Annotated in this window: 13 protein-coding genes; 7 read left to right on the top strand and 6 right to left on the bottom strand. The window is 54.5% G+C overall.

Going from position 1 to position 14,321, the window contains the following annotated elements:
- The 4 genes from tatB to ABJQ89_RS01395 form a co-directional block, all read right to left on the bottom strand.
- On the bottom strand, positions 1 to 482 hold a 482-nt coding region (gene tatB / locus ABJQ89_RS01410), incomplete at its 3' end, for a Sec-independent protein translocase protein TatB (protein ID WP_348494491.1).
- A 6-nt stretch (positions 483 to 488) separates the two neighbouring features.
- On the bottom strand, positions 489 to 701 hold the full coding sequence (locus tag ABJQ89_RS01405) for a twin-arginine translocase TatA/TatE family subunit (protein WP_348494490.1): 213 nt from the start codon (positions 699 to 701) through the stop codon (positions 489 to 491).
- Between the two features lie 181 nt (positions 702 to 882).
- On the bottom strand, positions 883 to 1,962 hold the full coding sequence (locus tag ABJQ89_RS01400; RefSeq protein ID WP_348494489.1) for an ABC transporter ATP-binding protein: 1,080 nt from the start codon (positions 1,960 to 1,962) through the stop codon (positions 883 to 885).
- A gap of 72 nt (positions 1,963 to 2,034) precedes the next feature.
- Entirely contained in the window at positions 2,035 to 3,414 is a 1,380-nt protein-coding gene (locus ABJQ89_RS01395; protein ID WP_348494488.1) for a sodium:proline symporter, read from the bottom strand.
- Positions 3,415 to 3,600: 186 nt separating this feature from the next.
- Here ABJQ89_RS01395 and ABJQ89_RS01390 point away from each other — a divergent pair, with 186 nt between their 5' ends.
- Positions 3,601 to 4,275, top strand: a complete 675-nt coding sequence (locus ABJQ89_RS01390) for a hypothetical protein (RefSeq protein WP_348494487.1) — start codon at positions 3,601 to 3,603, stop codon at positions 4,273 to 4,275.
- Here the strand turns inward: ABJQ89_RS01390 and ABJQ89_RS01385 are convergent.
- Complete coding sequence (locus ABJQ89_RS01385) at positions 4,272 to 5,051, bottom strand: SDR family oxidoreductase (protein WP_348494486.1); 780 nt, start codon at positions 5,049 to 5,051, stop codon at positions 4,272 to 4,274. The genes ABJQ89_RS01390 and ABJQ89_RS01385 overlap by 4 nt on opposite strands.
- Positions 5,052 to 5,179: 128 nt before the next feature.
- Between ABJQ89_RS01385 and ABJQ89_RS01380 the strand changes: the two genes are divergently transcribed.
- Entirely contained in the window at positions 5,180 to 6,199 is a 1,020-nt protein-coding gene (locus ABJQ89_RS01380) for a Hint domain-containing protein (protein WP_348494485.1), read from the top strand.
- Between the two features lie 3 nt (positions 6,200 to 6,202).
- Here the strand turns inward: ABJQ89_RS01380 and ABJQ89_RS01375 are convergent, their stop codons facing one another.
- Positions 6,203 to 6,472: a glutaredoxin gene (locus tag ABJQ89_RS01375; protein WP_348494484.1), complete on the bottom strand. Its 270-nt coding sequence runs from the start codon at positions 6,470 to 6,472 to the stop codon at positions 6,203 to 6,205.
- 159 nt (positions 6,473 to 6,631) lie between these two features.
- On the opposite strand from ABJQ89_RS01375, the gene ABJQ89_RS01370 reads away from it, so the two are divergent.
- From ABJQ89_RS01370 to ABJQ89_RS01350, 5 genes are all read left to right on the top strand, one after another.
- Positions 6,632 to 8,254 carry a TIR domain-containing protein gene (locus ABJQ89_RS01370; protein ID WP_348494483.1) on the top strand — a complete coding sequence of 541 codons (1,623 nt, stop codon included), beginning with the start codon at positions 6,632 to 6,634 and terminating at the stop codon, positions 8,252 to 8,254.
- A 43-nt stretch (positions 8,255 to 8,297) separates the two neighbouring features.
- A complete protein-coding gene (locus tag ABJQ89_RS01365; RefSeq protein ID WP_348494482.1) occupies positions 8,298 to 9,908 on the top strand; it encodes a peptide chain release factor 3 in 1,611 nt (536 codons plus the stop codon).
- Between the two features lie 39 nt (positions 9,909 to 9,947).
- Positions 9,948 to 11,675 (top strand): glycosyltransferase family 2 protein, encoded by a 1,728-nt coding sequence (locus ABJQ89_RS01360; protein WP_348494481.1) that lies wholly within the window; start codon positions 9,948 to 9,950, stop codon positions 11,673 to 11,675.
- The gene (locus ABJQ89_RS01355; RefSeq protein ID WP_348494480.1) at positions 11,668 to 12,618 is read left to right on the top strand and encodes a glycosyltransferase family 2 protein; all 951 of its coding nucleotides are present in this window, start codon (positions 11,668 to 11,670) and stop codon (positions 12,616 to 12,618) included. The genes ABJQ89_RS01360 and ABJQ89_RS01355 overlap by 8 nt, the downstream gene beginning before the upstream one ends.
- 202 nt (positions 12,619 to 12,820) lie before the next feature.
- Positions 12,821 to 14,296 carry a DEAD/DEAH box helicase gene (locus ABJQ89_RS01350; protein WP_348494479.1) on the top strand — a complete coding sequence of 492 codons (1,476 nt, stop codon included), beginning with the start codon at positions 12,821 to 12,823 and terminating at the stop codon, positions 14,294 to 14,296.
- The last annotated feature ends 25 nt before the right edge of the window (positions 14,297 to 14,321 follow it).

Below are 14,321 nucleotides of genomic sequence, written 5' to 3'. Positions count from 1 at the left end.
TTTTTAGCGGCTGGTTTCTTGGCGGCCGGTTTTTTCGCTTTTTTCGGCTTTGGTGTTTCCGCAACAGCTTCTGCGGCCTCTGCCTTGGCTTCAGCTGCGCGTGCAGCCTGTGCAGCAAGGCGCTCTTCGGCCTTCTTCGCTGAAACCTCATGGATTTTCTTGGCATCGGCTGCACGCTTGGCAGCCAGCTCACCAGTTTTGCTGTCAGGGTCGTACCCCTTCAAGCCCTTGGTGGCGTCTTCCCAACCATCCAGCCCCATGTTTTTGGAGCTGGTTATGTCTTTAAAGCTCGACGTTGCTTCTTTCACGCCGCTTTCATCAGCGGCCTGATCCATCGCACGAGAAAACTCGCGCGCCATGCCCTTCGCTTTGCCGACAAATTGTCCAACCTTGCGGAACAACATAGGCAAATCTTTGGGCCCTATGACAATCAACGCGACAACGCCGATTACCAAAAGCTCCGTCCAGCCAAGATCAAACATTGTCTATTAGACCTTGTCTGTCTCTTTGGGTGTCACGTCTTTTGCAGCTTCCGCAGCTTCTTCTTCCAGCTCAGCTGCGCCTTCGTTCACGCCCTTTTTGAAGGATGTGATGCCTTTGCCAACTTCGCCCATGAGCGAGCTGATTTTGCCGCGGCCAAATAGAACCAAAACGACGACGGCGATAAGCAGAAGGCCGGGAAGGCCGATGTTATTAAGCATGAGTGTCTCCCAAAAGTCTTTAACCAGACGCGTATCTACGCCCGTGTTCACATCGTATCTATTGATTCAACGCGCACGTTAAAAGGGACAAACTTAGAAATTCCGTAATTTGCATTCGAAAAACACGCTTAGGCGCAGCAATTCTTGGCAAAGTTGGAAAATTATGCACGTCTCGCGTGCGTTATGCGGCGAAGATAAAGCAGCGGTCGCGGCGCACAGTCAGCCACAAAGGCGTGCCAGCTTTGGGCAAAAACACATTCGGAATCGTCGCGCGGATGATCGTTTCATCATCATCCATCAAAAATTCCACGAGACTTTCTGACCCCATGAAACGCGCACGTTGCACCCTGCCCCTTGCCGCGACACCGTCACGCACTGTGGGCAGCGGCCCCTTGCCGCCACGATCAAAATCGATGCCGACATGCTGTGGTCGAAACACGATGTTAACATCCGCGCCATCCTCAACGCCGGGCGCAAGGAACTGCCCAAACGGGCTATCGGCCAAGGCGCCATGGGCTGTGCTTTGTATAATGTTGATATCGCTGAAAAATCCGACAGCCTCGAGATCAGCAGGCGCGTTATAGATGTTATAAGGCGCGCCGCGCTGAACGATCTTGCCACCGCGCATCAGCGCGATTTCATCTGCCATACGCATCGCTTCTTCAGGCTCATGTGTGACCAGCAGAACCGCTGTCTCTTCTTCCTTCAAAAGCGCGAGGGTTTCGTCGCGAATGCCATCGCGCAGGCGATTATCAAGACCGGAAAACGGCTCATCCATGAGCATAATCTTCGGTCTCGGCGCGAGCGCACGGGCCAAAGCAACACGTTGTTGCTCGCCCCCTGACAATTGATGCGGATAGGCATCGATCAGCCGCATTAGCCCGACCTTGCCGAGCAGCTCCTCAACACGAGCACGTTTTTCACCGCGCGCGCCTTTAAGACCAAAAGCGACGTTGTCGGCCACGCTCAAATGAGGAAAGAGCGCAAAGTCCTGAAACATTAGACCAATGCCGCGTTGCTCCGCTGGCAGCGTCTCATGTGGGCCGCAAATCAACGTGCCATCGACCCAGATTTCACCCGTGTCTTGGCGATCAACGCCGGCAATCATCCGCAGCGTCGTGGATTTCCCGCAGCCGGAGGGACCTAAAAGACAGGTCACCTGCCCCGGTTGAATGCTCAAGCTGACATCATCGACAACTTTCGCGCCCCCGAAGAGGCGCGTTAGATTTCGAATTTCCAAGCGTGGCGTGGTGCCCTGCATGAATGAACCTTTGATTGGCTAATGAACGTCATTCTTGATAAATTTCATCAAGATAGCGACGTCCTAACAGCCTCAAACGGCTGGTTCAACCCGCCGCGCACCTGCAAACACTGCGACAAAGCCAACGATCAGAACAACAATGCAAATCGCGAGCAGCTGTTCGTACTTGTGACCTTCTGGCAAAAGTGCTTCCGCCCAGTCAGCGGCACGGGCAAAATAGAGCACCGCGCCGATCAGAGCCGCGGCAAAGGCCACCAGATACGACCAAAGCGCAACCGATCGGTTCATGACCAAGCCGACAATCAAGACGGGCGTAAGGAACATGGACGCCGTGCCACTGACCGCCACCGCATCAAAGAGCGTCGCATTACCCCACAGCGTGAGCGCGGCGCCCGCCACCATAAAGACGACCATGACCGCGCGGCCCCCGTTTAGGCTGCGCGGCGCAAGCTTGAGTTCCTCAACACACAAGCGCGACGCAGAAGAGAGCGCGCTATCAAGCGTGCTGAGGGCAGACACGAGCAATGAAATCAGCAGCGCGCCAAAGATCCATGCAGGGAACATACCGGCCCACGTGCCGATCAACTGCCCCTCATATTCTGCGCCGACAAGGCTGGCTTGAATACCGAACATCCCAAACGCAATGATGCAAAGCGCAGAGAGCCAGAACGCGTGCAAGAATGAGCGTTGTGTTGTTTTCGGATCAGCAAGAAAGCCGCGGTCCATCATGACAGGATCATGCACGGGATAAGAGAAAACCTGCAAAGCCGCGACCGCCATCAAGACCCATCCATTGTAGCTCCCCGATGTACCGGAAGCCGTCAAAACTGCCCCAAAATCAAAGCCTGGGCTCAGGACCATAGCGCCAAAGGCAACCGCGAAAACCACGAGGAAAACAGACATCTGCAAAACATCTGTACGCAAAGCCGCGCTGAGGCCACCCCAAGCGGAATAGGCCAAGCCAAGCAGCGCAACCAAGATGATCGACGCCTCTTTGGCAATTGCCATTTCAGGCAAAACTGCGGAGAAAATCAAACCGACAACGATCAGGTTGGCAAAGACTTCGGACAGCAATCTCAGTGCGATAACAAAGTTATAACACCCGTTGCCGACTGTGCCGAACCGCGCGCCGATGAAATCCTGAACCGATCCTGCGCCCCCTGCCCGCAACCGCGCAACGACAAAACCACCAGTCAGGAAAGAGCCATAGTAAGCCGCATAAGCCAAGGTGCCCGCCATCCCGTAGAAATATCCTAGGATCGCCGCATTCATCAGCGAGCGTGCAAAAATCCAAGTTGTCACTTGGCTCAGAACCAGTGTTATCAAACTCGGCACAGTGCCGTTTTCTGTTTGTCCGCCGAAAAAGCCTTCAATCGAAACGCGGCGCGGCGCGACAATAAGGCTGGCCAAGATAATGGCTGCGAAGATGGCAGCGATGCTGGTGGCGGTCATAACGAGTCCTTTGATTTACGTGCTTTGTCCCTGCTGCCAGATGTCAGGGCGCAAAGAAACCCATTGGCACATTCGGTGACGCGTTTGTGAGGTCGATTTATCATCGATTGAACGCCCAGCTGAGGCCTGCAACATTTTAACTGCATCATTAACCATACGGTAACTCTGATGAGGCAATCGTAAAGAATGATGAAACCCGTATCGAAACGTAACGCCTCTCCCGCGCTTCTTGCTCTGCTCGCTTGGCTTTCGCTTGGCGCGTGTGACAATTCGCAGACAGCTCAAAGCGATACGTTGATTAACGGAACGCCGACAGATGCGGAACTGGCCGATCTGGACGCAAACATTTCCCTCTCAACACATTTTGCAACGCCCAACGCGGATGGCAAATTCAGCACCACCATTGATACGATCTTCAACGGCTCTTTTGAGGACGATAGCGGCAATGGCTACGCTGTTGAAATCAGCCGCAAAGACACCGCATTCAATGCCAAAGTCGGCGTAATTCAAAGCTCTGATCCCGGTGATTTCCCGATCAACGGCGGCGCGAATATGCAAGGCAGCTACCAAGTGGCAGAGGTTGGGAAATCAGATGGCGACTTTCGCGAATTCGGCGAGGTCGCTGTCACCGAGGGGCGCATTTCGCTTTATGCTGACTTTGAACATGGCACGCTGCACGGCGATAGCGATGATCTGATCATCGACGGCTTGTTCACCAGTAACACATTGACAGGTAACGCCTATTTCAAACAACGCGAGGCCGATTTAACCGGCCTCGTGGGCGAAGATCGCGCCATCGGAGTGTTTCATGGCTCAGATGCCGCGACCGCCTTTGTCGGTGGTTTTTTGGTCGAACGTTAAAGCGTCGCGTTCACCGCGCCGCCATCATGCAGGATGTTTTGCCCAACGATAAACGCCGCATGTTGCGAGCAAAGAAATGCGCAAGTTGCGCCAAATTCCGCAGCCGTGCCGTAACGGCCCGATGGAATAGTCTTGCTGCGCTGCTCTTTCATTTCATCGATAGAAATACCCTGCGCCGCCGCCGCGCCGGTATCCAAGGACACAGCACGATCCGTGGCATGAATGCCCGGCAAAAGGTTGTTGATGTTCACGCCAGACCCAGCCACTTGACGCGATGTACCCGCGACATACCCGGTCAAACCAGCACGCGCCGAATTAGACAGGCCCAACACGCCAATCGGGGATTTCACGGATTGCGACGTGATATTCACAACGCGCCCCCAGCCATTGTCGATCATCTTGGGCAGCAGTGCTTTCATCATCGCAATCGGCGCTAGCATGTTGGCATCCAGCGCCTTGATGAAATCCTCGCGATCCCAATCAGACCACATTCCAGGAGGCGGGCCACCTGCATTGTTCACAAGGATATCAATGTCGCCCGCCGCTTCAAGAACCGCCGCGCGTCCCTCTTCCGTCGTAATGTCAGCCGCAACTGTCACGACCTCCACACCGAATTTCTCGCGAATCTCTTTGCCTGTTTGCTCAAGCGCCTCAGAGCCGCGCGCATTCAGGACCAAATCACATCCAGCTCCTGCCAAAGCCTCGGCACATCCGCGCCCTAGACCTTTGCTCGACGCACAAACAATCGCGCGTTTCCCTTTAATTCCTAAATCCATCGTGATTTCCCTGTTTGATAAACGCAACGTCGCGTTCAGTTTCGTAGCTATCCCAGACGAAGCCCTATAAAGTGCCGTAAATTCATGACATGACAGCACATCAGTGCATAGTTAGACGAGTGTTTCAAATGAATGCAAGCAGCAACACAGCCAGCGTATTGGCACAGAGCATTCCGGTTTTCAGCGCCGACGATTTCCTGATCGTCGATGGCGCCAATATTGACGATTCGCTCAGTTTTGCCGCCGAAGCCACGCTCGATGATGTCTATGAATTCGGTCAACACGCGGAGCGTAAACGCCTGTCCTTGCTCGCGCAAACCGATGGCACCTATGTGATCGGCCAAGATACGCAAACAGGCGAACCAAATGCCCGCGTGATCGTCGACAGCTGCTTAACAGTCATGAACACACAAGGTGTGACGCTTGAACTCCTGCTGCTGGTGGAACTGGACGAAGAAGAATTGGTCGCCAACCTGCATGTTTTGCCCCTCGCGCCGCTGACGCCAACCGCGCAGTACCGTTTGGTCGGGATCGAGATCGGAAATGCGGCCCGTAAACTGGCGCAAGTCGCTTGCGTGTCCTTCTCGCGCGGCACGAAGATCACCATGAGCTCTGGCGCGCAGAAATCCATTGAAGAGCTGAAAGTCGGCGACAAAGTCCTCACCCGCGACGATGGCGGTCAGGAAATTCGCTGGATCGGCCAAAATACCGTGCGCGCCGTGGGCGATTTCGCCCCGATCGTGATCAAAGCCGGCGCGCTCAACAACACCAATGATCTGATCGTCAGCCCGGATCACCGCCTGTTCATCTACCAACGCCGCGACGCGCTGGGGGCGGGACGCTCAGAGGTTCTGGTCAAAGCCCGCCATCTGGTAAACGACGATACGGTCACGCAGCAGGACGGTGGATTTATTGAATATTTCCAACTGCTCTTTGATCAACACGAAATCATCTACGCCGAAGGCATCGCCGCCGAAACATTGCTCGTGGACACACGCACCCGCCCCGCCCTGACGGACAACGTGAGCGAGGAAGTTCTGGAAACATTGAACGGCCATTCCGGCTGGCTACACCAAGAATTCGAGGTCGGCGCTGACCTACTCGGCCCCGACGCGGCGGAAAAACTGCGCAAAGCGTCGAAACGCTAAGGTTCACTTCTGCCAGAAACGTTTCTTCTTGGGCTTGAGCGATTTGATGTGCTTTTTCAGATCGGAAAGCCCGCCGATCTTGACCCCATCAATAAAGATGAGCGGGGTCGTCGTCACATGATGCTTATCCTTAAACGCATCCGTCTCCGCGCGCGTGCGCAGGATGTGTTCCTCAATCTCGAACTTTTCACGCTTGAGCAAACCCAGCGCGGCCGTGCCATAACCGCAAGTGTAATTGGGTAGGTCCATCCGATAAAGTACAGCCTTTGGCATAGGGTTCAGTCCTTTTGAGCGCGCCCCAAAATCCAACGTTTCCCGCCCCTGCGCAAGACACGTTCAGTCACGTTGTCGTGGGAGATGCATGCAACTATGGGTATATTTTTGCATTAACCCTGATTAGACTATGTTTGGAGAGAGTGAGGCAAGGTACCCATGGCAAATCCCCTGCACGTTGGATGGCTGCAAGATGGCGTTGAGGCATGGAATAAAAGACGCCGTAAAGCACCATTTTTTCCAGATTTTCAGGGAGCGAACCTGCGAGGAGCAGACCTTCGAGGGGTAGATCTGCTTGGCGCGGACCTGCTAGGCGCCGACGTATCCACCATCACAATATCCGCGAAAGGAACAAATGACGAAAGCTCAGCGAAATATACCGACCTGAGTTTAACAATTGGGCTAAGCCCAAAACAGCTTCAAAGCATGATCGGGGATAATGGAACCATTCTGCCGAACGGGTTCGATCATCCTAAGCATTGGCCGACGATTGACTTGCCAAAAGATCATCCGAATTATGAGCCAATTCAAGAGCATCAAGAGCATCAAGAGCATCAAGAGCTTGACCAGCCCGCTCAATCTATATCGTCAACACCTTTTGTTTTCTTGAGCTACGCCTCAAACGACCGTTCAACGGTTGACGAGATTAGACAGCTGTTTGAACAGTCATATATTTCACATTGGTGGGATCAAGACATTCCGACCGGTGGCATTTGGCGGGACGAAATCGCAAACCATCTCAACACGGCATCTGCTGTCGTGACCTTCTGGACCGCAACCAGCGTCGATTCACAAGCTGTAATCGAGGAGGCATCACAAGCACAGCAAGCCCGCAAACTGATACCTGTGCGCCTTGACGACAGCCCCCTGCCCTATGGTTTTTCAGAGACACAATATATCGATTTGAAAGACTGGGACGGCACAGAAACCGATCCTGTCTTTCAGCGACTTATTCAAACGTTACAGGATAAGTTGGATCCGCCCTCGATCGAAAGTTTGGGATCACGCATGAGCGCGGCCAGTCCCGCGGCATTCGTGCGCGCGGGAAAACAGCTTGGCGTCAAAGACACGCCCGCGAACATCCCGCCCGCCATCGATGACGCAAGGGAACGCGCAGCTAAGATCGATGAAGTTTTTCGATTGGCCGCTCGCATTTCCAGAGCTTTAGAGCAGCAGTTGTACAACGTACCGCACGATTTTTCATTTAGACTAAATGAGCTGCTCGTTTTGCAAGAAAATGAGACCCTTCGTTGGGATACATTATCAACAGAGCGCGATTCAGTATGCACTCGCTTTTTAGGGTCTGCTGATGATTGGAACGAGGGTTTCGTAGGCGACATTCGCGCGCTCAACGGAGCAGTTGAAGCATGCCGCGATTATTTGCAACCTGAACAACCAGCTGAGGACAGCCCGAACGCGAAACCTATTGTCACTGACCCTGATCTTTCGCAACGCAGCGATGTTGTGCTGCAAGTTCAACAGGATTTTGATGAGTTGCTCTCTGCTCCAGAAGCAGAAGAGTTGCTTAACGACGACGCGCGCGAGGTTTTCCGCCGCGAAATCAATGAATTGAAACGCGCCGACAGCATTGACACCCCACCTGAAGAAAAAGCCCCCGCAAGAATTCGCACCCTGAAACGCACAACTCTTTTAGTTTCAAGTCTCGCCGCCGCAATATCGTCAAGCGTCATTGCCAATTTGCTAAGTTCACCAGGCTCCGTTGCTCTATTCAGCGAACGTGTTTTTGCGCTGCGCGATTTGCTTCTTTCGTTATTCCTATAACCCTTGCATTGCCCATTGGCGCGACCACAGCTATATCGCTGGCATGTTAGATACCGCCACAAACCGCCCTGAGCTTCCTGCTGAAATTGCGCGTCGTCGCACGTTTGCGATTATTTCGCACCCTGATGCGGGTAAGACCACGCTCACTGAAAAATTCCTGCTCTTTGGCGGGGCGATTCAGATGGCGGGGCAAGTGCGTGCCAAGGGTGAAGCGCGGCGCACGCGCTCTGACTTTATGCAAATGGAAAAGGATCGTGGTATTTCCGTCTCGGCCTCTGCCATGTCCTTTGATTTCAAACACTTCCGCTACAATCTGGTGGATACCCCCGGTCACTCTGATTTCTCCGAGGATACTTACCGCACGCTCACTGCCGTGGACGCGGCGGTCATGGTGATTGACGGTGCGAAGGGTGTGGAAAGCCAGACGCAAAAGCTCTTTGAGGTTTGCCGCATGCGCGACCTGCCGATCCTGACCTTCTGTAACAAGATGGACCGCGAGAGCCGCGATACGTTTGATATCATTGACGAAATCCAAGAAAACCTTGCGATTGACGTCACCCCCGCGAGCTGGCCCATCGGGATCGGCTCTGAATTTATGGGCTGTTATGACATCCTGCGCGACCGTCTCGAATTGATGGACCGCGCGGATCGCAACAAGGTGGCGGAAAGCATCGAAATCAACGGGCTTGATGATCCTGCTTTGGCGGAACATGTCCCTGCACATCTGCTGGAAAAACTGATTGAAGAGGTCGAAATGGCGCGCGAATTGTTGCCAACGCTCGACCCGCAATCGGTGCTTGAGGGGCATATGACCCCGATCTGGTTCGGCTCTGCGATCAACTCCTTCGGCGTCAAGGAATTGATGGACGGCATCGGCGCTTACGGGCCAGAGCCGCAGGTGCAAGTCGCCTCCCCCCGCGAAATCGCGCCCGAGGAAAAGAAGGTCACTGGCTTTGTCTTCAAAGTACAGGCCAACATGGACCCCAAGCACCGCGACCGCGTGGCCTTTGTCCGGCTGTCGTCTGGCCATTTCAAACGCGGTATGAAGCTTACCCATGTGCGCACGAAAAAGCCAATGGCGATTTCCAACCCTGTACTCTTCCTCGCCTCGGACCGCGAATTGGCCGAAGAAGGCTGGGCTGGCGATATCATCGGCATCCCGAACCACGGCCAATTGCGCATCGGCGATACGCTGACCGAGGGCGAAGCGCTGCGCGTCACAGGAATTCCATCCTTCGCACCAGAACTGTTGCAAGGCGTGCGCGCGGGTGATCCGCTCAAATCCAAGCACCTTGAAAAAGCGCTAATGCAGTTCGCTGAGGAAGGCGCAGCAAAGGTCTTCAAACCCACCTTCGGCTCTGGCTTTATCGTCGGCGTTGTTGGCGCGCTTCAGTTCGAAGTGCTCGCCAGCCGGATCGAGCTGGAATACGGCCTGCCCGTGCGTTTCGATCAAAGTCAGTTCACCTCTGCCCGTTGGGTCTTGGGTGAAAAAGCGGCAGTTGAAAAATTCGCAGAGGCCAACAAAGCCCATATCGCGCAAGACAATGACGGCGACGTTGTGTATCTGACGCGCCTCCAGTGGGACATTGATCGCGTCGCACGCGACTACCCTGATGTCACACTGAGCGCGACAAAGGAAATGATGCTGCAATAGCGCTTGCTGGTTTGACCGCCGACAGGCATTTTGCCTGACATGAGCGAGACAGACGATCCCAACCCCAGCGGTTTGACCTACGAAGAGGGCTTTGAAGCCGTCGTCGCGCGCATGCAAGCGCGCCAAGAGCCGTTGAGCTTTGACACCGGCGAAGCCCTGCCCGCGTTGGATGTCGATTTTGCGCCGCTCAAACGCAATGTCGTGCAAAAACTCGATCTCACAAAATATCCACGTGTTAAGGATCGATCGGGAAACACCCGTAAGATCATAGAACTCAACGAAGAGTTTTTGGGCAAGCCCGAGCTGTGCTTGCTACATGCGCTCCTGATCTCTCATCTACGAAAAAGCGCGCAGCCAGAGCATACGATGGCCCTGTTCACGCGGATTTGGGTGGAAGAAAGCACCTTCCTCTTTGAGCATCTCGACCCACGCTGGCTGGTCTCCGCGCTCACGACCTTTGGGGATCATGGCCAAACAGAGGTGCAGCGCCGTGTCGGTCAATCGATGACCGTCCTCTTCGCAAGCATGAAGCTGTATGAAACAGAACGGCTTTATTCAGGGTTCCGACCTGATCAGGAATTCAAACTGAAAAGACTCGTTCGACACAAACTGCCGCTCAACATGGATCGCTTCGTTCTGAGCGGAGGCGGTCTCGATGTGAACACGCTCGCGCGGTTATGGCTCGACGCGAAAGAAGACGCGGTCATCGCCCCCCTTGCCCATCGCCTGCTCGATTTGCTCAACCGTGATCCGCACACGATGTTCCGCCGTCTCAAAATCCTACGCGGTCGCCAAGAACGCCAACAAAACCAACGGCGCAACGCGTTGCTAGGCGCGCTTGATCCGCGACCGGCAGATGCGACTCCTGTGGCGGGATCTTGGGGCATTGTTGCCACCGTCAAAGCCCCCATAGAAGTCCTGGTTCAGTTTATCGAACACCACTTGGCGCTTGGCGCGTCCCAGATATTCCTCTTTTTGGATGAAGCGATGTCGCCTGAAGATATGGCTAAAATGTCCAATCCAGAGGTGGTTCTGATCACCTGTGACGCAGAATACTGGAAACTGTCTGAAACCCCGCGCATGAAAGCGCATCAGCACCGTCAGGCATATAATGCCACGCGTGCGTACCTCGCGGCGCAGACCGAGTGGATCGCGCATATAGATTGCGACGAATTCCTGCATAGCGATAAACCAATCGACGAGTTTCTGCGCAGCACCGACACGGCAACAGAGGCATTGATAATGCCGCCTGCTCAAGAAATTTCGCGCACATCGCCAAGCTCCGAGCTGCTTTTCCGTCGAACTTATTTCGATGCAGGGCGCGAAAAATCTGTAATCCGCGAGCTGTTCCCAACCTTTGGCGAATACCTCAAGTCTGGGTTTATCAGCCATACCGCTGGAAAAACGATGGCGCGCACAGGATTGCCGGACGTCACCTTCGGCATTCATCAGCTTAGGTACAAAGGCGACGAAGAACTCAAGACAACCCGCGTCCAGACAATCAATGTGCTGCATCGCCATGCATCGGATTGGCCAACGTTCCAGCGGCACATGAAATACCGCATTGCCAATGGGTCCTATCGAAATCCAGGGCAGTCCCTGCTCCCCTTGAAGGACATCATTGAGGCGCTGAACGAAGAACATGGCGACGAGGGCGCAAAGCGCCTTTTTGATGAAATCTGCCTAGAAAACCCTGCGCAGATCAAACGACTTGAGCAGGAAGAGATGTTGATCCGCACGACGCTGAAGGCGCGCAAAGATGGCTGAGCCAAAATGGGGACTCGTCAGCACGATCAAAGCGCCCCTGCCAGACATTCTCGGCTTTGCGGCCTATCATCTGCAACAAGGCGTACATCGGCTCTACCTCTATTTAGATGCGCCCGACGAGACCACATATAACGCGCTCAAAGCGCATCCCAAAATTCGTGTCACCCAAACCGATGCTGCCTATTGGGCAAAAAAGGGCAAGCGCCCCGACAAACATCAGCCCCGCCAAACCATCAATGCGGCCGACGCCTATGCCAAGCGCGTTGAAGTGGATTGGCTCGTCCATATCGATCACGACGAATTTCTGGTCTGGGACGAACCTTTGGGCGCGCAGCTCGCGCAATTGCCACAGGATTTGCTCTGCGCACGCATTCGACCCATTGAGGCCCTCACATGGGATGGCCCCCAAACGGAGCCGCGCCCTTTCAAGGGCTTCGCGCTGCCCATGCCAGAACGCCGCCGCATCTCCGAGGCGCTCTACCCAACTTTTGGGCCCTATGTGAACGGTGGTTTTCTAAGCCATGTCGCAGGGAAAATGATCTACCGAACGGGGGTTGAAGGGTTATCAGTCAAAATTCACAGGGCCTTTCTGAACGGCAAAGCACTGGATGACGAACAGGAGTTGGATCAAACCAAGCTCTGCCATTTGCATGGCGACGATTGGGACAGCTGGCGCGCGCAGTACGAGTATCGCAAAGAAAAAGGCGCCTATCGCGCCGAACTTTGCGCGCCCTTTGACAAGGACAAGGGCGCATTGAACATGCACAGCTTGCTTGAAAAGATCGAGGCGGATGATCCTGTCGATGGGCTACGGCGCTTTCACACAGAGCTCTGCGCTTCGCGCGCAGAATTGCTAGACGGGCTCAAACAACATGGCTTGCTTCACTGGCATACGCTCGATCTGGAACAGGCAATCGCCGAACAATTCCCAGATATCGGCTGATCGTCTCTGAATCGGTCACAATCTGCGACAGATTCATCATCATCTTTAACAGAACCTGCTGAAATCTCGTGTTGATTTGACCAACGGCCCCTTTTTCGCTATGCCCTCCGCCAAGGCCCACGGGGTGCATGACACTCAATCACTCGGATTTGGCCTGACGCAGATGTGCGGGCCAAGTCGTGTCCGTAAACCACGGATACAAATGACAAAGTTCTCTGATCTGAAACTGGACCCTAAGGTCCTAAAGGCCATCGACGACGCTGGCTACGAATCCCCGACACCTATTCAAGAAGGTGCGATTCCCTCCGCTCTCGAAGGTCGTGACGTTCTCGGCATCGCGCAAACAGGTACAGGTAAAACCGCTAGCTTCACGCTGCCGATGATCACCCTGCTCGCCAAAGGTCGCGCCCGCGCACGCATGCCGCGCTCACTGGTGCTCTGCCCTACACGCGAACTCGCAGCGCAAGTTGCGGAAAACTTCGACACTTACACAAAATACCACAAACTGACCAAAGCGCTGCTGATTGGCGGCGTTTCGTTCAAAGAACAGGACCGCCTTATCGACAAAGGCGTTGACGTTCTGATCGCGACGCCTGGTCGTCTGCTCGATCATTTTGAGCGTGGTAAACTCCTGCTCACAGGCGTTCAGGTGATGGTTGTGGATGAAGCGGACCGCATGCTCGACATGGGGTTCATCCCCGATATCGAACGCATCTTCTCTTTGACGCCGTTCACCCGCCAGACCTTGTTCTTCTCGGCCACGATGGCACCTGAGATTGAGCGCATCACCAACACTTTCCTGTCCAACCCTGCCCGCGTTGAAGTTGCGCGTCAGGCGACAGCCTCTGAGAACATCGAACAAGTCGTGATGATGTTCAAAGGCTCTCGCAAGGACCGTGAAGCGAGCGAAAAGCGCAAAGCGTTGCGCATGCTCATCGATTCAGAGGGCGATAAATGCACCAACGCGATCATCTTCTGTAACCGCAAGATGGACGTAGATATCGTTGCTAAGTCTCTGAAAAAATACGGCTATGACGCTGCGCCAATCCACGGCGATCTCGATCAAAGCCAACGGACCAAGACCCTTGATGGTTTCCGTGAAGGCGATCTTCGGTTCCTCGTCGCTTCTGACGTTGCCGCGCGCGGACTTGATGTTCCTTCCGTCAGCCACGTCTTTAACTTCGACGTGCCAAGCCATGCAGAAGATTACGTGCACCGCATTGGCCGCACGGGTCGCGCAGGTCGTGATGGCAAGGCCGTGATGATCTGCGTAGGCCGCGATGAAAAGAACTTCGATGCAATTGAAAAGCTGATCCAAAAGCAGATCACCCGTATCGACAATCCTTTGAAAAAAGACGCCGCTCCTGCGCAGGCTGATGATGCATCCCCAACCGATGCTGCTACGCCGGAAAACACGTCAGACAAGCCCAAGCGCACACGCACCCGTTCGCGCAGCCGCAAATCTGCAGAGCCAAAGGTGGACGCGGAAGCCGCCGTGCAAGAGGTCGCCGCTGTGGAAAACACACCGCAGCCAGCACCGCAAAAGCAAGAGCGCAAAGACAATTCACGCTCGCGTTCTAACCGTGGCCGCGGTGGACATGACAATAAAGTGGTTGGCATGGGCGATCATCTCCCCGGCTTTATCGCGATGAGCTTTGAAGAACGCCGCGCGGGTTAACATTTTATAACAAAACGACAAAAGG

It is taken from the genome of Planktotalea sp. (assembly GCF_039984035.1).
Classification (GTDB): Bacteria; Pseudomonadota; Alphaproteobacteria; order Rhodobacterales; family Rhodobacteraceae; genus Planktotalea.
The sequence above is the reverse complement of the archived record's forward strand: the minus strand, read 5'-3'. Positions and strand labels throughout refer to the sequence as shown.

Coding starts and splice junctions, on each gene's coding strand:
- ABJQ89_RS01395 (WP_348494488.1), bottom strand. CDS start 3,414: ATGACCGCCACCAGCATCGCTGCCATCTTCGCAGCCATTATCTTGGCC.
- ABJQ89_RS01375 (WP_348494484.1), bottom strand. CDS start 6,472: ATGCCAAAGGCTGTACTTTATCGGATGGACCTACCCAATTACACTTGC.
- ABJQ89_RS01360 (WP_348494481.1), top strand. CDS start 9,948: ATGAGCGAGACAGACGATCCCAACCCCAGCGGTTTGACCTACGAAGAG.
- ABJQ89_RS01405 (WP_348494490.1), bottom strand. CDS start 701: ATGCTTAATAACATCGGCCTTCCCGGCCTTCTGCTTATCGCCGTCGTC.
- ABJQ89_RS01400 (WP_348494489.1), bottom strand. CDS start 1,962: ATGCAGGGCACCACGCCACGCTTGGAAATTCGAAATCTAACGCGCCTC.
- ABJQ89_RS01365 (WP_348494482.1), top strand. CDS start 8,298: ATGTTAGATACCGCCACAAACCGCCCTGAGCTTCCTGCTGAAATTGCG.
- ABJQ89_RS01380 (WP_348494485.1), top strand. CDS start 5,180: ATGAATGCAAGCAGCAACACAGCCAGCGTATTGGCACAGAGCATTCCG.
- ABJQ89_RS01355 (WP_348494480.1), top strand. CDS start 11,668: ATGGCTGAGCCAAAATGGGGACTCGTCAGCACGATCAAAGCGCCCCTG.
- ABJQ89_RS01385 (WP_348494486.1), bottom strand. CDS start 5,051: ATGGATTTAGGAATTAAAGGGAAACGCGCGATTGTTTGTGCGTCGAGC.
- ABJQ89_RS01390 (WP_348494487.1), top strand. CDS start 3,601: ATGATGAAACCCGTATCGAAACGTAACGCCTCTCCCGCGCTTCTTGCT.
- ABJQ89_RS01350 (WP_348494479.1), top strand. CDS start 12,821: ATGACAAAGTTCTCTGATCTGAAACTGGACCCTAAGGTCCTAAAGGCC.
- ABJQ89_RS01370 (WP_348494483.1), top strand. CDS start 6,632: ATGGCAAATCCCCTGCACGTTGGATGGCTGCAAGATGGCGTTGAGGCA.